Here is a 19,744-nt window from a genome sequence, read left to right as displayed (position 1 = left end):
CTAGCTCGTCTAAAAATCAGCGACCTGGCCCCAGGCCGATGTCTTGAACCGCTTCGGATGATAGGGCCTGGGATCGACGATCGGCGTGTCGCCGCTGACGATATCGGCGATGAGATGGCCGGCGCCCGGACCGATGCCGAAGCCATGACCGCTGAAGCCGGCGGCCAGAATGAAGCCGGGTATATCAGTGATCTCGCCGATCCCGGGCACTCCATCCGGCGTGCTGTCGACATACCCCGCCCAGGCGGCGGTAATTTCAGTGGTTCTGAGGTCGGGCAGAAGCTCAAGCGCGCGTGCGTGGGTCCGCTCGATCGTCGCCTGATCGACCTTTGGATCGAGAATGCGCATCCGCTCCATCGGGGTGGGTGCGTCCAGACGCCATCGCCTCAAGGTTTCGTGGCCGGATCTCATCCCCTCCCATCCGCCGGGCGCCAGGCTTCGCCAACGCCGGATGAACATCGGCAGAAACTGCGGCGCGTAGCGGAATTGCTGCGGCGTCAGGTCGACGCGGCCGCCGCCGCTGATGGCAAGCGTATAACCGCCGTCGCCGCGGCGCGTGGCTGAGACGGCGGAGGTGTGCAGCGCATCCGGCAAGGCTGCGGCGGGCGGTGAAACCGACAGGATCGACGAGCGGATCGAAGCCTGGGGAAAGCGGATGCCGAGCTGGTGGCAGAAGGCCGAGGCCCAGGCGCCGCCGGCAAGAACCGCAGTCCTGGTGCGAATGGTGCCGTGTTCGGTGACGACGGCGGAAAGCCGCCCGCCCTCGGTTTCGATGCCGCGGGCGGCACAGGATTGGCGCACCGTGCCTCCGAGCTTCAGGATCGCGCGCGCAACGGCCGGAGCAGCGTTCGCCGGGTCGGCCGTCCCGTCGGTGGGGGAAAAAACGCCGCCCTTCCACGTTTTGCCGGTCGCGCGGCCGCGCTCACTCGCCTGGGTGCCGTCGAGCATATGGGTGGTGACGCCCGCGGTGCGGGCAAAGTCGCGCCAGCGCGCCCAGCCGGCGAGCTCTTCGTCGCTGTTGCTCAGATAGAAGAGTCCACAGCGGCGAAAGCCCGTATCCTCACCGGATTCGGCTGCGAAGCGTTCCCACAGGTCGAGGCTCTTCGTCGCCATCGGCAGCTCCCGCGCATCGCGGTTCTGCTGGCGGCACCAGCCCCAGTTCCGGCTCGACTGTTCCGCGCCGATCCGGCCCTTCTCGACGAGAACGACCTTCTGGCCCCGCAGCGCCAGGTAATAGGCCGTGAAGACGCCGATGATGCCGCCGCCGATCACCACGGCATCGGCAGCCGCGGGAAGTGTAAGGGGTGACTCAACGAGTTTCAGCGGTGCGGGCATGAGGCGGTCTCCGGTTGCGACATAATCTAGCGGGGTTTGCCGATGTCGCGTTGCTGGAGTTCGACCGGCCGGCAGCACAACATGCCGTCTTGCCGGAAGCACGCAGACAGTTGTGCTTCGCGCCGGCCAGCAAAACAAAATAGACAGGGAGGCGCAATGTGTTACCCTCAATCAAGGGAAGGCGACAGCATAATCTGCCGCGTCCTCCACCTGCTGTAACCCGAAAAGGTGCTTCGTGAAACTCGATCGAATCGACGTCAAGATCCTCCACGAACTGCAGAAGAACGGGCGCATCACGAATGTGGAATTGGCAGACCTCGTGGCGCTGTCCCCGAGCCCCTGCCTGATGCGGGTGAAAAAGCTGCAGGCGGAGGGCTACATCGAAGGCTACTCGGCGCAGATCAACGTCGGCAAGCTCGGCCAGACCCTGACGGTGTTTACCGAGATCACCCTGAAGAACCACCGGCAGATCGATTTTGCCCGCTTCCTGGCGGCGATCGAGAAGGTCGAGCAGGTCATCGAGTGCCATCTCGTGTCCGGCGGCTACGACTACCTCGTCAAATTCGTTACGTCGGGGATCGGCGAGTACCAGACGATCATGGAGCGTCTCACCGACATGGATGTCGGCATCGACAAATATTTCAGCTTCGTCGTTCTGAAGTCGCCGATCGTCAGGGCGCATATGCCGCTGACGAGCCTGTTTCCGCTTTAGGACAATACTCCGCTACACGAATGGTCCTGCGCTCACAGTGCTGGGGGCTGTGTCTTACCCCCTGCTGTAGGCGCGCACCAGCTCCGGATCCTGCGTCAACCCGTCGAGCCAGGCTGGATCGAGCTTCGGCACCGAGGAGAAGAGCAGCTGGGAGTAGGGGTGCTGGGCCGCCCTGATCTTCGCGGGCGTGATTTCCTCGACCTTCCTGCCGTCATACATCACGACGATCTCGTCGCAGATCGCCTCCACCACCGAAAGATCGTGGCTGATGAAGATGTAGGAGAGGCCGAGCTCCCGCTGCAATTCCTTGAGGAGATCGATCACGGCGGCGGCGACCACGGTGTCGAGAGCCGAGGTAATCTCGTCGCACAGGATCAGTTTCGGATCGGCGGCAAGTGCCCGGGCGAAATTCACGCGCTGCTTCTGTCCGCCTGAAAGCTCTGCCGGCCGGCGATGGCGAAGGCTGCGCGGCAGGCGGACCATGTCCATCAATTCGTCGATGCGCGCGCTGCGCGCCTTGGCCGGCATGCCGTGGTAGAAGACGAGCGGCCGGTCGAGTATGTCCTCGACCGATTTTGCCGGATTGAGCGCCGTATCGGCATATTGAAAGACGATCTGCATCTCGCGCAGCTGATCGCGCGAGCGTTCGCGGGCGCTGTGGCCGAGTTCCTTGCCATCGAAGACGATCTTGCCGAAGGCGGCGGGCAGGATGCCGGCGATGGTGCGGGCAAGGGTGGATTTGCCGCAGCCGGATTCGCCGATGATGCCGAGATTGCGCCCTTTCTCGACCTTGAGGCTCACCTGCTGGACGGCGCAGACCAGAGGCCGGCCATCGGCCTGGCGCCGGCCGTAACCGGCGATGACGTCTTCGATCGTCAAGAGCGGCGCCGGCGCTGCCTTGCCATCGGCTTCGGGATTGCGGGCCTTCGGCTCGAAAGCGGCAAGCAGTTCGCGGGTATAGGGATGTTTCGCCGCGGTCAGGATTTCTTCCGTCGTGCCGGTTTCCTGGACCTCGCCGCCCTTCAGCACGACGATGCGGTCGGCGATCTGGGCGACGACGGCAAGGTCGTGCGAGACGTAGACGCCTGATATACCGCCTTTCTTCATGGCCGATTTGAAGGCGCGCAGCACTTCGATCTGCGTCGTCACGTCGAGCGCCGTCGTCGGCTCGTCGAAGATCATCAGCTTCGGGTCGCCGATCAGGGCCATGGCCGCCGAAAGGCGCTGCAGCTGGCCGCCGGAAACCTGGTGGGGGTAGCGTGTGCCGATGATCTCCGGTTCGGGCAGGGAAAGCGTCCGGAAGAGTTCGACCGCCCGACTTCTCGCCTCCTCGGCCGGCATCAGCCTGTGGATGCGCGTGACCTCGATCACCTGATCCATGATTGTGATGGCGGGGTTGAAGGCGGCGGCGGCCGATTGCGGCACATAGGCGACCTCGGTGCCACGCAACCTGGCGCGCTGCTTTTCGCCGAGCCGGACCATATCCTTGCCGGCAAGCGAAACGCTACCGCCGGAAATGCGACAGCCCGGCCTGGAATGTCCCATCAGGCTTAGCGCGATGGTCGTCTTGCCGGAGCCGCTTTCGCCGATCAGCGCGACGATCTCGCCCTCGGCGATGTCGAGGCTGACGCCCCGGATGATTTCGACGCGACGGCCGGAATCGGTGGTGGCTTCGACCCTGAGGTCGCGGATTTCGACGAGATTGGCCATCATTCGCTCCGATCTCGAATTTTCTGCGGCAGATTGTCGATCAAGAGGTTCACGCTGATCGTGAGGCTCGCGATCGCAAGCGACGGGAACATGACGGCGGGAGCCCCGAAAGGCAGGCCGCCGATGTTTTCACGCACGAGCGCCCCCCAGTCCGCATAGGGTGGCTGCACGCCGAGCCCCAGGAAGGAAAGGCCGGAGAGCAGGAGGACGATGAAGACGAAGCGGAGCCCAAGATCGGCAAGCACCGGACCCACGATGTTGGGCAGGATTTCCGAGCGGATGAGATACAGCGTGTTTTCGCCGCGGATGCGGGCGACAGTGATGAAGTCCATGGAGTTGACGTTGACGGCAAGCGCCCGGGCGAACCGGTAGGACCCCGGTATGTAGATCACCGAAAGCGTCAGAATCAGCACCGGGATCGACGAACCGACGGCAGCGACCACGACGAGACCGAAGAGCTTGCCCGGGATGGAATTCAGCGCATCGAGGAAGCGGGAGAGCAGCGTATCGAGCCAGCCTCCGGCGACGGCCGCGATCATTCCGAGCACGACGCCGCTGAAGCAGGCGATGGTCACCGCCGCCAGCGAGATGCCGACCGTATAGCGCGCGCCCATCAGGATGCGCGAGAAGACATCGCGGCCGAGATAATCCGACCCCATCCAGAACTGCTGGGACATCGGGCCGAAATAATCGGTATCGACGATCTCGCCGACGGGGTAGGGGATCAGCAAAGGCGCGAAAATCGCGATGAAGGCCCAGACGAGAATGACGGCAAGCCCGAGCAGCCCGACGAGATTGAAGCGGTAGCCGGGCCGGCGTGTCACGGCGGGACGTTGTTCGATATGGGATGTCATCGCAGCCTCGGATTGGAAAGAATGGCGACAATGTCGGCAAGCGTGATCAGGATCAGGTAGCCGAGGCAGAAGATCATCGCGCAGCTCTGGATCAGCGGCAGGTCGCGTGTAGCCACCGCATCGACCATTAGTTTGGCGATGCCGGGATAGTTGAAGATGGTCTCGACGATGATCACCCCGCCGAGGAGATAGGACAGCGACAGGGCGATCGCGTTGACGATCGGACCGAGGGCATTGGGAAGGGCGTGCCGCAGAACGATGCGGGTTCGCGACGCACCTTTTAGAAGAGCCATCTCGACATAGGGCGTGTTCAGGGTCTCGACGACGGCGGCGCGCGTCATGCGGATCATCTGCGCCGAAACGACGAAGGTGAGCGTAATGACGGGCATGGCGTAGACGCGCAGCATATCGGCAAAGGAGTGGACTTCATTGGCAAGCGACAGCGCCGGCAGCCAGCGGAGATAGACGGCGAAAATCAGCACCGCCGAGGTCGCCACCATAAACTCGGGCACTGATATCACGCCGATGGTCACGACGGTCACAATCCGGTCGTAAACGGAGCCGCGCAGCATGGCGGCGGTGATACCGAGCGTCAGCGCGATCGGCACTGAGAACAGCGCGGTCACGCCGGCGAGTTTCAGCGTGTTGACGAAGCGGCCGCCGATCAGCTGGCTGATCGGCATGTCGTTGGCATAGGACGTGCCGAGATCGCCCGAGAGCAGGCCGAAAAGCCAGCTGAGGAACCGCAGGAAAGCCGGCTGGTCCAGATGCATGGCCTTGCGCAGGCCTTCGACGGCTTCGGGTGTTGCCGCCTGCCCGAGAAGGATCGTCGCCGTGTCGCCCGGCAGCATCGTCGTGGCGAAAAACACGGCGAAGGAGACGATCATCAGGGTGATCAGGGCGATGAGCAACCGGCTCGATATGAGAGACAGCACCTCTTTGTTCACGCGCGCGCTCCCTTTGGCATTGAGACTAATATAACGCGGGGGAAAGCGGGCCGGGGACAATTTTCGTCCCCGGCTGCTCTCTTTATCAGGCTTCGAGCCAGACATATTCCGCGAAGGCGTAACCCATCTGGCCGCCGAGCGGGCTGGGTTCCAGGCCTTTGAGCTTGGCGGAGGTCGCGTCGACGTTGGAGAGATAAGCCGGAATGATCGTGCCGGCCTGGTCGGCGATCATGCCCTGCATCTCGTTATAGATGGCTTTGCGCTTCTCCTGGTCGAGCAGGCCGCGCGCCTCCAGCAGCATCTTGTCGAATTTCTCGGACTTGTACTGGCTTTCGTTCCAGGGCGCGTCCGAGGCGTAGAGCAGCGAGAACAGAATGTCGGGCGTCGGGCGCGGATTGATGTTGCCGAAATGAACAGGCGCCTTGAGCCAGTAATTGTCCCAGTAACCGTCCGACGGAACCCGCTGGACGTCGAGCTTCATGCCGATCTCCGCACCCGAGGCCTGGATGATCATGGCCATGTCGATCGAGGAGTTGGCCGCTTCCGACGCGATCATCGGGATCGACTGTCCGAGGACGCCGGCCTTCTGGAACAGGAACTTCGCCTTGTCGGGGTCGAAGGATTTCGGCTTGAGATTGGCGTCGCGATAGAAGTTGACCGGAGAAACCGGCTGGTCGTTGCCGACTTCACCCAGGCCCCGCAGCGCCGACTTTACAATCTGCTCGCGATTGACGAGATATTTCATGCCTTCGATGAAGGACTGCTTGCTGCCCGGCTCCATGTCGAGGCGGATGTTGAGATTGGTATAATTGCCTGATGTCGTCTTCGACAGCACGAAGCCGGCGCCCTGGCTCTCGACCAGACGCATCGAGCGCGGATTGATCGAGGCGGCAAGATGGATGTCGCCCGACAGCAGCGCGTTGACGCGGGCATTGTCGTCGCTGATCGCGAAATATTCGAAGGAATCGACGTTCGGGCCGGATTTCCAGTAGTTCTTGTTCTTGATGCCGACCGAGCGCACGCCAGGCTCGAATACTTCCCTGACGAAGGCGCCGGTGCCGTTGGCCTTGGAAAAATCGGTGGTGCCGGCAGCGACGATCATGAAGTGGTGCATCGACAGGATCGTCGGCAGGTCGGCGTTCGGATTGGCGAGCGTGATCTCAGCGGTCTGTTTGTCGACCGCTTTTACGTCGGTGATCTGTGCTGCGATCTTGGCGACCTTGGAACCAACAGCCGGATCGAGGTGACGCTTCAGCGAGAAGACGACGTCATCAGCGGTCAAGGGCTTTCCGTCATGGAAGGTCACGCCGCTGCGCAGCTTGACGGTCCAGACTTTGGCATCCTTGGATTCAATCGCCTCGGCAAGCTCCATCTGCGGCGTGCCCGACTTATCGAGGAAGGTCAGGCGATTGTAGAAGGAGCAGCAGCGCACATAGTCGGTCGAGAGCGAGGCCTTCGCCGGGTCGAGCGTGTCGGCCGTCGAGGACGACCAGCCGGCCGCCTTGAGGGCGCCGCCGGCAACCGGCGTCGCCGCGACCGCCTGTGAGGCGCGGCCGAGGATCAGGCCGCCGGCCGACATCGCGACACCGCCTGCCAGCATCATCTGCAGAAGCTCCCGCCGGGTTGCTCCGCGGCGGATGGCGTTTTCGATCTTTGCGTCATCCGACGCAGTCCAGTTGGTGATTTTATCGGTCATGTCATTCCCCTTTTTGTCGTCTGGTTGGGGGCTGCCCGTCTCCACGCGGGCTTGGCCCTGGTCGGGTCTTCCCGCGGATCAGCTCCGCGCTGCGGCCACGGCCTCGGCAAGGCCGGCCATGGATGCAAAGTGGTAGTCGGGTTCGGTGAATTCGGCGGGTTCGATGGTGCCGCCATATCCCTTCTGCGCATGGCGGCGCTCGATCCAGCAATTGGTCATGCCGAGCGCGCGTGAGACGCCGATGTCATGATACTGGCTCTGGGCCACATGCAGAATATCGCTTTTGGACGCGCCTTCGCCGGCCACGAAATCGAAGACGCTCTCGAAGAAGGCCGGATCCGGCTTTTCCGTGCCGGTGTCGTCAGCCGTAAAGGCGGCGTGGAACGGGTTGCCGAGTTCGGCGGAAAAACAGTCGAACGCCCAGCGGCGGGCATTCGTCATGGCAATCAAGCGGTAGTCGCGGGCAAGCCGCTCCATCGCCGCCGCGCTGTCGGGAAATGCCTTCCAGGTTCTGGCGGAATCGCGCAGGCGCTCGCCATAGCGCTTATCGACCGGCAGGCCGAGATCGGGCGCGATTGCGAGATAGACGCGCACGAGATCGTCAGGGAAGAGAGAGGCATCTTCGCTGTAGCGGGCGGCGCGATAAAGCGTCAGCGCTTCTTCGCCGTCGATCGTCACGCCGGCTTCGGCCGCGATCTCCTGAAGGCAGGACGTGAGGCCGCTCTCGAAATCGATCAGCGTTCCGACGACGTCGAAACTCATATATTTGAATTCAGGCAGAGACTTCGTCATTTCGTGTCCCCAGTGTCAGGCGAAGCGGCATGGACTGCTGCGCTTCGCAAAATTTATGTCGTTCCCGGCCCGGCTTGGCCCGGGTCCTTATGATGAAGCCCCCAATTTCTGTGGGTCCGTGGCTTCTCTTCACTTGGAGTTTGGCACCTTCTCCGCATCGTTTGCGCCGAATAGACGCCGTGATGCGGCACAAAATTCCGAATATCGGCATCCGGCGGTATTTCGCCGGCTGCGGTTCAATCCCTCAGCGCCCGCCTGACGTCGGGATCCTCCAATGTCTGGTCGAGCGTCTTGGCGGTTTTCTCGAGGATCGCGTCGATGTCGGCATCGGTGCAGCAGAGCGGCGGGGCATAGCCGAGAACGCCGTTGGCGAAGGCGCGGATCACCAGGCCGTTCTCCCAGGCGCGATCGAAAATGCGCCGGGCAGGCTGCGCCTCGGCGGGAAGCGGCGTGCGGGCCGTCTTGTCGGTCACGAGTTCGATGGCGGCCAGCATGCCGCGTCCGCGCACGTCGCCGACCAGGGGGTGATCTCGCATCGCCTCGAGGCCCGCCATCAATCGGGCGCCTGCCTTGACGCCATTCTCCAGCAGGCCGCCCTCATAAAGCTTCAGCACTTCGAGGGCGACGGCGGCGCTGACCGGATGGGCGGAATAGGTATAGCCGTGACCGACCGCAGAAGCGCCCGCGCCCTCGGCGATCGTCTGGTAGACGTGGTCGGCCATGAAGACTGCGCCCATCGGCACATAGCCCGAGGTCAACCCCTTGGCTGTCGTCATGAAGTCGGGAACGATATCCTCCTCCGAGCAGGCAAACAGCGGGCCGGTACGGCCGAAGCCGGTGATCACCTCGTCGGCGACGAACAGAATGTCGAGCTCGCGGCATAGGTCGCGCATGGCCTTCAGCCAGCCCTTGGGCGGCACGATGACGCCGCCCGACCCCTGGATCGGCTCGACATAGAAGGCGGCGACGCGGTCGGCGCCGATCGCCTCGACCTTGGCGCGGAGCGCGGCAAGCGATGCCGCGATGATCCATTTCGGATCGTCGCCGGCGGGATTGCGATAAGGGTAGGGCGACGGAATCTTGTGCTGCCAGTCGAAAGGAATGCCGAAGCCGGCGTGGAAGTTCGGCAGCGCGGTCAATCCCGCTCCGACCGTCGAGGAACCGTGATAGCCCTGCTCCAGCGAAATGAACTGGTCGCGCCGCGGCTTTCCGCGGGCGATCCAGTAATAGCGGATGAAGCGGATCGTGCTGTCGACGGCGTCGGAACCGCCGAGCGTGAAATAGATATGGTTCAGATCTCCGGGCGCGCGCTCGGCGAGCTCGGCGGCAAGGCGGATCGCGGGTTCGGAACCCAGGCCGAAATAGGCTGTCGCATAAGGCAGCTCACGCATCTGGCGCGTTGCGGCCTCGACGATCGATTCGTGACCATAGCCGGCATTGACGCACCAGAGGCCGGCGAAGCCGTCGATCAGCTGGCGGCCATAAGCGTCGGTCACCGTCGCCCCCTTGGCCGAGGCGAGAACCCGCACGCCCTGCGCTTCATGACCGCGATAGGAGGCAACGGGATGAATGAGATGGGCGCGGTCGAGCTCGATGAGAGAATTGCTGTACATTGATGTCTCCTGCCTCAGCCGAGGGCCTGATTGACGAGGGCGAAAGTCGTGGCCGCCGGATCGGCGCCGCGAGGGATTGGCGGCTTTGCCATGGCGATCCCGCCTCCGACATGGGCAAGACCCTGTGCGGCAAGCCAGGGCGCAAGCCCGGTATCGACTGTTGTATCGACCCGCAAAAACTGCCCGGGGCGCCGGGCGATGAAGTGGGCGACAAGGGCTTTGGCATCGTCGAGGCCGGCGGCGACGACGGGACCGATGACCTCGCCGCGGCCGAAAGCCCGAAGCGCGGCGAAGCCGCAAACGCGGCCGTTCCGGCGCATCACCGCAAATTCGCCTGATGCCGCGAGGTAGGAGAGCAACCGCCCGCGATTGGCGCCGAAGGCGCTGCGGTCCAGTTCGATGATTGCATCCATGTCGCCTTCGGTCGCCGCTTCCGTCCCCGGCGAAGCGGCAATCTCTCCCGCCACGCCCTGGTGCTGGCGGATGGCGCCCGTCTTCTGGAAGCCGAGTTTTTCATAGAGCGGCAAACCTTGCTCGGTCGCAACCAGCCGGAGGGGGCGGCTGCCCGCGATCTCCAATGCGGCATCCATCAGCTTGCGGCCAAGGCCGCGCCCACGCATGGATTCGTCGACGATCACCATGTTGATGGCGGCGCAGTCGGCCCCGTAGCTCGTCGTCAGAACGGTTCCGACGACGCGGCCTCCTTCGATCGCAACGGCGCCTTTGCTCAGGATAAAGGCCATCTGCCAATCCTCCAGCCGGTGCGGCCAGCCCGCCTGCCGGGAGAGCTGCACTGCGGCCTCCAGGTGTTCGGAGCCGAATGCCACGAGATCGATCTGACTTGTCTGCATTGCGATGTCCTTCATCTCTTGCCGGCAAGTGTGGTGCAGGATCGACCGGCAGATCGTCTGAAGGCGCCGCTCCCGGCAGTATCTTATAGCGTTGCCCGGATGGCCCGCCGCATCTTATGCTGGCAGGCGCTGTGACTTCACAAACCTCTCCGCCAAAACGAGCCATGGCGGCATCGGCCGCACGCAACCTTCTGCCAAAGCCGGCTCAGGATACGAAACATTCTGCTTCGGCGGTCCGGATTTCAGTCGAGCGGACCGCTGGACCGCGGCCTATGATGAAGGCAGGCGCAACAGCTGGAACATTCAGGACACCCTCATGGCTCACTTCCGTCCGAAATACATCACCTTCGACTGCTACGGCACGCTGACGAACTTCCAAATGGCCGAAGCCGCCCGCGATCTCTATGGCGAGCAGCTGAGCGAACCTCATATGGTGGAGTTCATCAGGAACTTCGCCGCCTATCGTCTCGACGAGATCCTGGGCGACTGGAAGCCCTATAACGAGGTGGTGCACAATTCCCTCGAGCGGGCCTGCAAGCGCAACGGCATAATATTCCGCGAGGAAGCCGCACGGATGGTCTATGAGCGCGTGCCGAGCTGGGGACCGCATGCCGACGTTCCCGCGGGCCTTGCAAAAGTCGCCAAGGAAATCCCGCTGGTGATCCTTTCCAACGCCATGAACGCGCAGATCATGTCGAACGTCGAAAAGCTCGGGGCGCCCTTCCATGCGGTCTATACCGCTGAGCAGGCCAATGCCTACAAACCGCGCTTCCAAGCCTTCGAATACATGTTCGACATGCTGGGCTGCGGCCCTGAGGACATTCTGCATTGCTCGTCGTCCTTCCGCTACGACCTGATGTCGGCCCATGACCTCGGGATCAAGAACAAGGTGTGGGTCAATCGCGGCCACGAGCCTGCCAACCCCTATTACGGCTATGTCGAAATCGCCGATATTTCGGGCTTGCCCGGCGTCGTCGGGCTCTGAGGGAGTCAGGCGATGAAGCTCCAATCCTACTGGCACGATACGGCCCCGGCCTTTGCCAATGCGGCTCAAGGGCCTTTGGAAGGTCACTATGACATTGCGGTCGTCGGCGCCGGCTTTACCGGGCTTGCCGCGGCGCGCCAGCTCGCCAAGGCGGGTGTCCGCGTCATCGTGCTGGAAGCCGAAACGGTCGGCTGGGGAGCCTCGGGGCGCAACGGCGGCCATCTCAACAACGGCCTTGCCCACAGTTTCCTTGCCGCCAAGGCCGAGCTCGGCAAGGAGCGCGCCATCGCGCTCTACAAGGCGTTCGATGCCTCGATCGACACCATCGAGGCGATCATCGCCGAGGAGGGGATCGAGTGCAATTTCCGCCGCGCCGGAAAGTTGAAGCTCGCATCCAAGCCGCAGCACTACGATGCGATCGCCCGCAATTTCGAGGCTGTCCACGCGGAGGTGGATGCCGAGACGGCCCTGTTGTCGGCGAGCGACCTGAGAAGCGAGGTCGGCGCGGCCTTTCATGGGGCGATGCTGTCGAAAAAGAGCGCCATGATGCATATGGGGCGCTATGTCGTCGGACTGGCGGAGGCCGCCAGGCGCCATGGTGCAACGATCGTCGAAAAGGCTGGCGTCACCGACCATCGCCAGGTGGACGGCAAACATGTACTGAAGACGGCAAAAGGCGTCGTGACGGCGGATCAGGTGCTGATCGCCACGGGAGCCTATACGACACCCAATTTCGGTTATTTCCGCCGCCGCATCATCGCGGTCGGCAGCTTCATCATCGCCACGCGGCCGCTGACGGAAACGGAAATCGCGGCAACGATGCCCGGTAACCGCACCTGCGTCAACTCGATGAACATCGGCAACTACTGGCGCCTGGCGCCTGATAACCGGCTGATCTTCGGGGGGAGGGCGCGCTTCTCGGCCACCTCGGATCAGCGCTCCGATGCCAAAAGCGGCGCGATCCTGCATGACAGCCTCAGCCGGATCTTTCCGCAGCTTGCCGATGTCGGGATCGACTATTGCTGGGGCGGGCTGGTCGACATGACCAAGGACCGATACCCCCGCGCCGGATACCAGGACGGCGCCTGGTATGCGATGGGCTATTCCGGCCATGGGGCGCAGCTCTCCACCCATCTCGGAATGACGATCGCCGACGCGATCCTCGGCCGCCCGGACCATAATCCGCTCAAGGGACTGGAATGGCCCGCGGTTCCCGGCCACTTCGGCAAGCCCTGGTTCCTGCCGCTCGTCGGGCTCTATTACAAGATGCTCGACAAGATCCGGTAAGCCGGCTGCGTCGTTCTCCATCTGGGGATCGAGGGGTTGCGAAAAGCAACCCCTCGACTTTTCCTGTTCAGGCGAGCCCGCCGATATGGAAGGACTTTATTTCCAGATATTCCTCGATGCCGGCCTGTGCGCCTTCGCGGCCAAGCCCCGACTGCTTGACGCCGCCGAAAGGGGCGACCTCGGTCGAGATGGCCCCGGTATTGAGGCCGATCATGCCGAACTCAAGCGCTTCGCCGACCCGCCATGCGCGCTTCAGGCTCTCGGTATAGAAATAGGCGGCAAGGCCGTAGGGCGTGCCGTTGGCGATCGCCAGCGCCTCTTCCTCGCGCTCGAAGCGGAAGAGTGGTGCGACCGGGCCGAACGTCTCTTCGCTGGCGAGCTGCATTTCGGTGGTGGCGCCGGTGAGCACCAGGGGCGCGGTATATTGCCGGCCGGGCGGCAGCTCCGCCCTTCTGGTGACGATCGCAGCACCCTTGGCGAGCGCATCCTCGACATGGCGATTGATCTTGGCGATCGCCGCTTCGTTGATCATCGGCCCGATCGCAACGCCTGCTTCCGTGCCCGGGCCGACCTTCATCCTGTCGACCCGGGCCGCGAGCTTTTCGGCGAAGGCGTCATAGACGCCTGTTTGGACGAGAATGCGGTTGGCGCAGACGCAGGTCTGGCCGCCGTTGCGGAATTTCGAGGCGATCGCGCCCTCGACGGCGGCGTCTATGTCAGCATCGTCGAAGACGATGAAAGGAGCATTGCCGCCGAGTTCCAGGGAAAGCCGCTTCACGCTGTCGGCCGCACCGCGCATCAGCAGCGAGCCGACGCGGGTCGAGCCGGTGAAGGAAATCTTGCGAACCGTCTCGTTGGCCATGATTTCGTCGCCGATCCCGTCGGGCAAGCCGGTGACGATGTTGATCACACCGGCCGGAATGCCGGCCTTTTCGGCAAGCCAGCCGATGGCGAGCGCCGAATAGGGCGTGAACTCGGAGGGCTTGATGACGACGGTGCAGCCGGCGGCAAGAGCCGGCGCCACCTTGCGGGTAATCATCGCATTGGGGAAGTTCCAGGGCGTGATGATGCCGCAGACGCCGACCGGCTCCTTCAGGACGACGATGCGACGATCAGGCGTCGGCGAGGGGATGGTGTGGCCGCCGATGCGGCGGGCTTCCTCGGCAAACCATTTCACGAAGGAAGCGCCGTAGCGGATTTCACCGCGCGCTTCATCGAGCGGCTTGCCCTGTTCGGTGGTCAGGATCAGCGAGAGATCCTCGATATGTTCGATCATCAGGGCGTGCCAGGCCTCCAGGAGCGCGGCGCGCTCGGCATGCGTCCTCTTCTTCCACGGGCCATAGGCTGCTTGCGCGGCCTCGATAGCGGCGCGCGTTTCGGCCGCGCCCATGTCGGGCACCGTCCCGATGACCGTTTGGGTAGCCGGATCGATGACGTCGACGCTGTTGCCGGAAGAGGCCGGAATCCACTTTCCGCCAACAAGTGCCTGTTGCCGGAAGAGGCCGGCTTCCTTCAAGTTCTGCATCTATCTATCCCCTGGTGAAGAAAATCAAAGCTGAGCGAGAATGGCGGCGGTTATCGCCTCGGTCCTGTCCTTGCCCTGGATCGTTCCGACGTCATCGGCAGTCGTTCGTTCGATCGCGGCCATGATGGCGGCAGCCGCGGCCTTCTCGCCGAGATGGTCGAGCATCATGGCGCCGGACCAGATGGCGGCGATGGGATTGGCAATGCCCTGATGGGCAATGTCCGGGGCCGATCCGTGCACGGGTTCGAACATCGACGGCGTGCTGCGATCCGGATTGATGTTGGCCGAGGCGGCAAAGCCCAGCCCGCCCTGAATGGCGGCGCCGAGATCGGTGAGGATATCGCCGAAGAGATTGGAGGCGACGACCACGTCGAGGCTTTCCGGCGCCATCACCATGCGGGCCGCCATGGCATCGATGTGGTAGCTCGTCACCTCGACATCGGCATATTCGCCGGCAAGCTTGCGGGTGACCTCGTCCCAGAAGACCATCGAAAATTTCTGCGCGTTCGATTTCGTCACCGAGGCGAGCTTGCCGCGGCGGGCGCGCGCCTGTTCGAATGCGAAGCGCAGGATGCGCTCGACGCCGGTGCGGGTGAAGATCGACGTCTCCACAGCAACCTCGTCCGCCGTGCCCTGATGGACACGGCCGCCGGCGCCGGAATATTCGCCCTCGGTGTTTTCGCGGATGCAGAGAATGTCGAAGCCTTCGGACCTCAGCGGTCCCTTGACGCCCGGAAGCAGTCGATGGGGGCGGATATTGGCATATTGCACGAAGCTCTTGCGGATCGGCAGCAGCAGGCCATGCAGCGAGACCGAATCCGGTACCTCCGCCGGCCATCCCACAGCGCCGAGCAGGATGGCGTCGAAGCCGCGCAGCGTCTCGATGCCGTCGGCCGGCATCATCGTGCCGGTTTGCTTGTAGAAGGCGCAGGACCAGGGGAACTCCTGGCCGTCGAGCGTAAAGCCGGCCTTATCGGCCGCCTTCTGCAGCACCGACCAGGCGGCGGCGGTGACATCGCGCCCGATGCCGTCGCCGGGGATGAGAGCGATCCGGTAGGTTGTCATGGCGATATCCTCCTCAAAGGCTGATCAAGACGCTCTTGCTCTTGCGGTTGGCATGATAGGCCTCGCGGCCGAGATCCTTGCCGATGCCCGACTGCTTGTAGCCGCCGGTGGGAAGGATGTGATCGCGCGAGCGGTTGTAGCGATTGACCCAGACCGTTCCGGCCTGCAGGCGCCGGGTGAGCCGGATCGCCCGCGACAGGTCTCGGGTGAAGAGGCCCGCCGCCAGACCGTAGGTCGGATGGTCGGCCAGCAGGAGCGCCTCTTCCTCGTCCCGGAATGTCTGCAGCGTAAGCACGGGGCCGAAAATCTCTTCGGTGATAGCAGGCGAATTCCTGTCGATCCCGGCGATGAGGGTTGGGCTGTAGAAAAACCCCCGAGCATCCATCGGCGTGCCGCCGGTCAGGCATTCGCCGCCGGCCTCGACCGCCGCCGAAACGATCGCATGGATGCGATGCTGCTGCCTTTCGGAAATGATCGGGGAGTATTGCGCAGCCCCATCCCAGGTGGGCGCGGCAATAGCGGTCTTCATCCGGGCAACGATCGCCTCGACGAGCGGGCCGGCAGCGGCCTCCTCAACGATGAGACGGGAGCCGGCGACACAGGCCTGGCCGGCATTGCTCATGATGCCGGCGGCAATCGCGGCGGCCGCCTTGCCGATGTCAGCATCGGCAAAGACGAGCTGCGGGCTCTTGCCGCCAAGCTCCAGCGTCATCGGCTTGATGCCGGTCCGCGCGATGTTTTCCATGATCGCCGATCCCGCCCGCGTGGAGCCGGTGAAGCTGACCTTGGCGATGTCGGGATGCCCGGTTATTGCCGTGCCAGTGACCGGGCCGTCCCCCAGCACGATATTGATCAGCCCGGCCGGCAGGCCTGCGCGAAGCGCGAGTTCGGCCATGCGTATGGTCGAGAAGGGCGTCATCTCGGACGGCTTCAGAACCACGGCATTGCCGGCGGCGAGCGCCGGGCCGAGCTTCCATGCCGCCATCGATACCGGAAAATTCCATGGCGTGATTGCGCCGACCACGCCATAGGGTTCCGTCATGATCATGCCGAGATTGCCGTCGTCGGTCGGCACAAGATCGCTGCCTTCCTTGTCGGCGAACTCGGCGAAGAAGCGGATCTGCTCGGCCGAAACCGCAATATCGCCTTCCACCAGATGGCCGACGGGACGAGTCGACGACAGCGCCTCCAGCCTTGCGAGATCAGGCGCCTCCTGCTCGATCAGGTCGGCCCATCGGTGCAGCACCTTCAAGCGCTCCCGCGGGCGAACGCCGCCCCAGTTGCTGGCTTTGAGCGCTGATTTCGCCGATTGAACGGCCTGGTCGACCAGATCTGCCCCAGCAACAGGGCAATCGGCATAGGCATTGCCGTCGGACGGGCGATGCATGGGAATGACGCCCTCCGCCGGCATGAGGCGATCTCCAACGAGATGCCCGATGGGAAGGGAAAGGCTGTCGGGATCGAAACTCAGCGTCATGGCAATACCTCGCATCACTGAGAGCAAGGCTAGCCGATCGGTCGAAGTAGCTTGATCCGATGGCAGTGGGGGCGACAGCGGAAAAACCCGTTCTGCCGCCGCCCGACAGCTTATTGTTTGGCGCCGTCAGGCCATGACGGTGACGTAGATCTTGCGGACCGTCTCGATGGTCTTCCAGACACCGATGAAACCGGGCTTCATGACGAAGCTGTCGCCCGCCTTGTAGACGACGGGATCGCCGCCCTCCGGCGTGATTTCGACGATACCGGACAGGATGTGGCAGAATTCGAAGGTCTCTCCCTTGATCGAGCGCGTGACGCCGGGAGTGGCTTCCCAGATGCCGGTATGGATCATCTCGCCGCGGGCAACGTCCTGCGCCCAGGTCTTGAACTCGGGATTGCCTGAGATCAGCCGCTCCGGCAGCGGCAGGTTTTCGCGCGGCGCGGAGGTAGGATTCGGGTCGATGGTCTTGAGAAGCGGCATGGTTTTTCCTTTGGAGGTTGAATGGTCAGTAACCGCGACGGCGGTCGATCAATCCGATCGGCTCCAGGCCGGCGCGCATTCGCTTGATGTTCTCGGTGACGGCGCGGGCAGCGCTATGAGGCTGGGTGACGCTTGCGACGTGGGGCGTGAGAAACAGGCGCGGGTGGCTCCAGAAGGCGTGGCCCGCCGGCAGCGGTTCCGGATCGGTGACGTCGATCACCGCGCCGGAGAGATGCCCATCGTCCAAAGCGGCAATCAGGGCCTCGTGGTCGAGCTGCGGCCCACGGCCGGCATGAACGATCGCCGCCCCCTGCGGCAGGCGGGCGAACAGATCGGCGTTGAGAAAGCCGCGGGTTTCATCGGTCAGCGGCAGAAGGCAGACCAAAATGTCGGTCTCGGCAAGCATGGCTTCGAGCCCGGCATCTCCGGCATGGCAGATCACTCCCTCGATCTCATGCATTGAGCGGCTCCACCCCGACAGCGGAAACCCGAAAGGCTTCAACCGCTCGAGCACGGCACGGCCAAGCACGCCGAGGCCGAGAACGCCGATGCGACGCTCTGGAGCCTGAAGCTGGGGGAGAGCCTTCCAGACCCGCTCGCGCTGCTGGCCGAGATAGGCGGGCAGGTTGCGGTGAAGTGCCAGCACCGCGAGCGTCACATATTCCTGCATCATGCGCACGATGCCTTCCTCGACCATGCGCACCACCTTCACATGATCCGGCACGTCGGCAATCTGGAACTGATCGACGCCTGCGCCGATGGAAAACAGCACTTCGAGATTGCGGTACCGCGAGAGGTCGGCAGGGACCGTCCAGCTGATCAGGTAGCGCACCGCATCGGGATCGACGGTCGCCGGCTCCATCGAGAAAGGCAGATCCGGCAGCTCGCGCGCGAAAATCTCCTGGAAGACGGCGCCGCGGCGAGCGTCGGAATTGAAGAGAAAGGTCATCGTCCGGAATCCTTGATCTCGGCAACTCAGGCGCGGCAGCGGGCGGCGAGCGCCTCTACCATCGCCTGGCAGGCGGCAAGCTCGCTCGCCAGAATGAACTCGTCGGGCTTGTGGGCGCGCGCTATGTCACCCGGACCGCAGATGATCGCATCCACGCCCGCGCGCTGATAGAGGCCAGCCTCCGTGCCGTAGCTGACGGCCGCAAGGGGCGCCTTGCCGGTCAACTCCCGCAGGAGGCCGGCGAGCGCTGCGGTCGGCGGCAGCGAGAGAGCGGGATAGGCGCTGAGAATTTCCCATTCGACGGCAAAACCCCGCGCTCTCAGTGCTTCCGCGGCCTCGCGCAAGCGGGCAAGCAGGGAGATGGGATCGATGCTGGATATCGCCCGCGCCTCGACCTCCAGCGTGCAGAGATCGGGAATGATGTTGACGGCCTGACCGCCGACGATGGTTCCGGCCTGCAGAGATGAGTAGGGCGGTTCGAATGCGTCGTCGAAGGGGCCTTCAGCCAGATTCTCGGCCGTTGCAATCGCCGCGTTCAGCACGTCGGCCATGGCATGCACGGCGTTGAGCCCGAGATCGGGCCGGGAGGAATGGCCCGAGCGGCCCTTGACGTTGATGCGGGCAGCAGCCTTGCCTTTGTGGGCGAGAATGGCCCGCATGCCGCTCGGTTCGCCGATCACCGCGCCGAGCGGCGGCGCGCAGAGATCGGGGAGCCGGGCAAGCAGGTGGGGCACACCGCGGCAGCCGGCTTCCTCGTCATAGGAAAAGGCGAGATGGACCGGGCGGGCAAGCGGCCTCGCTGTCAACGCCGGAACGGCGGCAAGGACCGCGGCGAGGAAACCTTTCATATCGGAGGTGCCGCGGCCATAGAGCCGCTCATCTTCGGCTCTGAGCTCGAAGGGATCGGTGCGCCAGCCCGCTTCATGGGCGGGAACGACATCCATATGGCCGGAGAGAACGTAGCCCGGCCTATCGGAGGGGCCGATGGTGGCAAAGAGATTGGCCCGGTCGCCCTCGGGACCGGGAAGAATATGGGCTTCGACGCCGAAGGCGCGGAGATGGGCATCGATCCAGCCGACAATGGCGTCATTGGAGGTGCCGACGACGGAGGGAAAGCCGACCAGCTTCCGGAGGATCTCGACTACGTGCATGTGTATCCCCCTGGCATGTCCGGCCCGGTAACCTCGACACGGCCACCGACACCGGAAGCATCCGGCGCGGTCCTGAAACGGCGTGCAACGCTGACGGGAGAAGACATTCCCAACCTCTTGAGTGAATGGCGACACCGCCGACTGGAATCTTTTCCAAGACGCGAGGCTTTAGATGCCGAAAGCCAGGGCGATTTGGTTGATTGTTGCGCCGGAATGGGTTTGACCAGCGATTTCTGCTGACCGCTTTCCCCTAATCTGGTTGGAGGGGGCGTCGGGATGTTATCCTGGCCGGCGTTGCCATGGGGATCAATT

Annotated in this window: 17 protein-coding genes; 3 read left to right on the top strand and 14 right to left on the bottom strand. The window is 63.6% G+C overall.

The window, feature by feature from the left end:
- Positions 1-9: 9 nt before the first annotated feature.
- A complete protein-coding gene (locus EFD55_RS09405; RefSeq protein WP_125844574.1) occupies positions 10-1,335 on the bottom strand; it encodes an NAD(P)/FAD-dependent oxidoreductase in 1,326 nt (441 codons plus the stop codon).
- 235 nt (positions 1,336-1,570) lie between these two features.
- Here EFD55_RS09405 and EFD55_RS09400 point away from each other — a divergent pair, with 235 nt between their 5' ends.
- The gene (locus tag EFD55_RS09400) at positions 1,571-2,047 is read left to right on the top strand and encodes an Lrp/AsnC family transcriptional regulator (RefSeq protein WP_008532606.1); all 477 of its coding nucleotides are present in this window, start codon (positions 1,571-1,573) and stop codon (positions 2,045-2,047) included.
- Positions 2,048-2,101: 54 nt separating this feature from the next.
- Here the strand turns inward: EFD55_RS09400 and EFD55_RS09395 are convergent, their stop codons facing one another.
- The 7 genes from EFD55_RS09395 to EFD55_RS09365 form a co-directional block, all read right to left on the bottom strand.
- Positions 2,102-3,757 (bottom strand): ABC transporter ATP-binding protein, encoded by a 1,656-nt coding sequence (locus EFD55_RS09395; RefSeq protein ID WP_125844572.1) that lies wholly within the window; start codon positions 3,755-3,757, stop codon positions 2,102-2,104.
- On the bottom strand, positions 3,757-4,611 hold the full coding sequence (locus EFD55_RS09390) for an ABC transporter permease (RefSeq protein WP_125844570.1): 855 nt from the start codon (positions 4,609-4,611) through the stop codon (positions 3,757-3,759). Before EFD55_RS09390 ends, EFD55_RS09395 begins: the two co-directional genes overlap by 1 nt.
- Positions 4,608-5,558 (bottom strand): ABC transporter permease, encoded by a 951-nt coding sequence (locus tag EFD55_RS09385; protein WP_125844568.1) that lies wholly within the window; start codon positions 5,556-5,558, stop codon positions 4,608-4,610. The genes EFD55_RS09390 and EFD55_RS09385 overlap by 4 nt, the downstream gene beginning before the upstream one ends.
- Before the next feature lie 85 nt (positions 5,559-5,643).
- Positions 5,644-7,254 (bottom strand): ABC transporter substrate-binding protein, encoded by a 1,611-nt coding sequence (locus tag EFD55_RS09380; RefSeq protein ID WP_125844566.1) that lies wholly within the window; start codon positions 7,252-7,254, stop codon positions 5,644-5,646.
- Between the two features lie 78 nt (positions 7,255-7,332).
- Positions 7,333-8,046, bottom strand: a complete 714-nt coding sequence (locus EFD55_RS09375; protein WP_125844564.1) for an HAD-IA family hydrolase — start codon at positions 8,044-8,046, stop codon at positions 7,333-7,335.
- A 236-nt stretch (positions 8,047-8,282) separates the two neighbouring features.
- The gene (locus EFD55_RS09370) at positions 8,283-9,659 is read right to left on the bottom strand and encodes an aspartate aminotransferase family protein (RefSeq protein ID WP_125844562.1); all 1,377 of its coding nucleotides are present in this window, start codon (positions 9,657-9,659) and stop codon (positions 8,283-8,285) included.
- A 14-nt stretch (positions 9,660-9,673) separates the two neighbouring features.
- Positions 9,674-10,510: a GNAT family N-acetyltransferase gene (locus EFD55_RS09365; protein ID WP_125844560.1), complete on the bottom strand. Its 837-nt coding sequence runs from the start codon at positions 10,508-10,510 to the stop codon at positions 9,674-9,676.
- A gap of 316 nt (positions 10,511-10,826) precedes the next feature.
- On the opposite strand from EFD55_RS09365, the gene EFD55_RS09360 reads away from it, so the two are divergent.
- Together EFD55_RS09360 and EFD55_RS09355 are read left to right on the top strand one after the other, a co-directional pair.
- Positions 10,827-11,495 carry a haloacid dehalogenase type II gene (locus EFD55_RS09360; RefSeq protein ID WP_125844558.1) on the top strand — a complete coding sequence of 223 codons (669 nt, stop codon included), beginning with the start codon at positions 10,827-10,829 and terminating at the stop codon, positions 11,493-11,495.
- A 12-nt stretch (positions 11,496-11,507) separates the two neighbouring features.
- The gene (locus EFD55_RS09355) at positions 11,508-12,782 is read left to right on the top strand and encodes an NAD(P)/FAD-dependent oxidoreductase (protein WP_125844556.1); all 1,275 of its coding nucleotides are present in this window, start codon (positions 11,508-11,510) and stop codon (positions 12,780-12,782) included.
- Between the two features lie 67 nt (positions 12,783-12,849).
- Here EFD55_RS09355 and EFD55_RS09350 read toward each other — a convergent pair whose 3' ends face one another.
- From EFD55_RS09350 to argE, 6 genes are all read right to left on the bottom strand, one after another.
- Positions 12,850-14,307: an NAD-dependent succinate-semialdehyde dehydrogenase gene (locus tag EFD55_RS09350; protein ID WP_125844554.1), complete on the bottom strand. Its 1,458-nt coding sequence runs from the start codon at positions 14,305-14,307 to the stop codon at positions 12,850-12,852.
- Positions 14,308-14,331: 24 nt separating this feature from the next.
- Positions 14,332-15,372 (bottom strand): tartrate dehydrogenase, encoded by a 1,041-nt coding sequence (locus EFD55_RS09345; protein ID WP_125844551.1) that lies wholly within the window; start codon positions 15,370-15,372, stop codon positions 14,332-14,334.
- A 13-nt stretch (positions 15,373-15,385) separates the two neighbouring features.
- A complete protein-coding gene (locus EFD55_RS09340) occupies positions 15,386-16,849 on the bottom strand; it encodes an aldehyde dehydrogenase family protein (protein ID WP_125844549.1) in 1,464 nt (487 codons plus the stop codon).
- A 126-nt stretch (positions 16,850-16,975) separates the two neighbouring features.
- The gene (locus EFD55_RS09335; protein WP_125844547.1) at positions 16,976-17,332 is read right to left on the bottom strand and encodes a cupin domain-containing protein; all 357 of its coding nucleotides are present in this window, start codon (positions 17,330-17,332) and stop codon (positions 16,976-16,978) included.
- Positions 17,333-17,357: 25 nt separating this feature from the next.
- Positions 17,358-18,281 (bottom strand): 2-hydroxyacid dehydrogenase, encoded by a 924-nt coding sequence (locus EFD55_RS09330; RefSeq protein ID WP_125844545.1) that lies wholly within the window; start codon positions 18,279-18,281, stop codon positions 17,358-17,360.
- Positions 18,282-18,307: 26 nt separating this feature from the next.
- Positions 18,308-19,432, bottom strand: coding sequence for an acetylornithine deacetylase (gene argE / locus EFD55_RS09325; protein WP_125844543.1), 1,125 nt, complete (start codon positions 19,430-19,432; stop codon positions 18,308-18,310).
- Between the last annotated feature and the right edge of the window lie 312 nt (positions 19,433-19,744).

Origin of the sequence: Rhizobium pisi, from assembly GCF_003938655.1 — a bacterium.
GTDB classification, from domain to species: Bacteria; Pseudomonadota; Alphaproteobacteria; order Rhizobiales; family Rhizobiaceae; genus Rhizobium; species Rhizobium pisi.
The sequence above is the reverse complement of the archived record's forward strand: the minus strand, read 5'-3'. Positions and strand labels throughout refer to the sequence as shown.

Coding starts and splice junctions, on each gene's coding strand:
- EFD55_RS09405 (WP_125844574.1), bottom strand. CDS start 1,335: ATGCCCGCACCGCTGAAACTCGTTGAGTCACCCCTTACACTTCCCGCG.
- EFD55_RS09395 (WP_125844572.1), bottom strand. CDS start 3,757: ATGGCCAATCTCGTCGAAATCCGCGACCTCAGGGTCGAAGCCACCACC.
- EFD55_RS09390 (WP_125844570.1), bottom strand. CDS start 4,611: ATGACATCCCATATCGAACAACGTCCCGCCGTGACACGCCGGCCCGGC.
- EFD55_RS09380 (WP_125844566.1), bottom strand. CDS start 7,254: ATGACCGATAAAATCACCAACTGGACTGCGTCGGATGACGCAAAGATC.
- EFD55_RS09375 (WP_125844564.1), bottom strand. CDS start 8,046: ATGACGAAGTCTCTGCCTGAATTCAAATATATGAGTTTCGACGTCGTC.
- EFD55_RS09370 (WP_125844562.1), bottom strand. CDS start 9,659: ATGTACAGCAATTCTCTCATCGAGCTCGACCGCGCCCATCTCATTCAT.
- EFD55_RS09365 (WP_125844560.1), bottom strand. CDS start 10,510: ATGCAGACAAGTCAGATCGATCTCGTGGCATTCGGCTCCGAACACCTG.
- EFD55_RS09360 (WP_125844558.1), top strand. CDS start 10,827: ATGGCTCACTTCCGTCCGAAATACATCACCTTCGACTGCTACGGCACG.
- EFD55_RS09355 (WP_125844556.1), top strand. CDS start 11,508: ATGAAGCTCCAATCCTACTGGCACGATACGGCCCCGGCCTTTGCCAAT.
- EFD55_RS09350 (WP_125844554.1), bottom strand. CDS start 14,307: ATGCAGAACTTGAAGGAAGCCGGCCTCTTCCGGCAACAGGCACTTGTT.
- EFD55_RS09345 (WP_125844551.1), bottom strand. CDS start 15,372: ATGACAACCTACCGGATCGCTCTCATCCCCGGCGACGGCATCGGGCGC.
- EFD55_RS09340 (WP_125844549.1), bottom strand. CDS start 16,849: ATGACGCTGAGTTTCGATCCCGACAGCCTTTCCCTTCCCATCGGGCAT.
- EFD55_RS09335 (WP_125844547.1), bottom strand. CDS start 17,332: ATGCCGCTTCTCAAGACCATCGACCCGAATCCTACCTCCGCGCCGCGC.
- EFD55_RS09330 (WP_125844545.1), bottom strand. CDS start 18,281: ATGACCTTTCTCTTCAATTCCGACGCTCGCCGCGGCGCCGTCTTCCAG.
- argE (WP_125844543.1), bottom strand. CDS start 19,432: ATGCACGTAGTCGAGATCCTCCGGAAGCTGGTCGGCTTTCCCTCCGTC.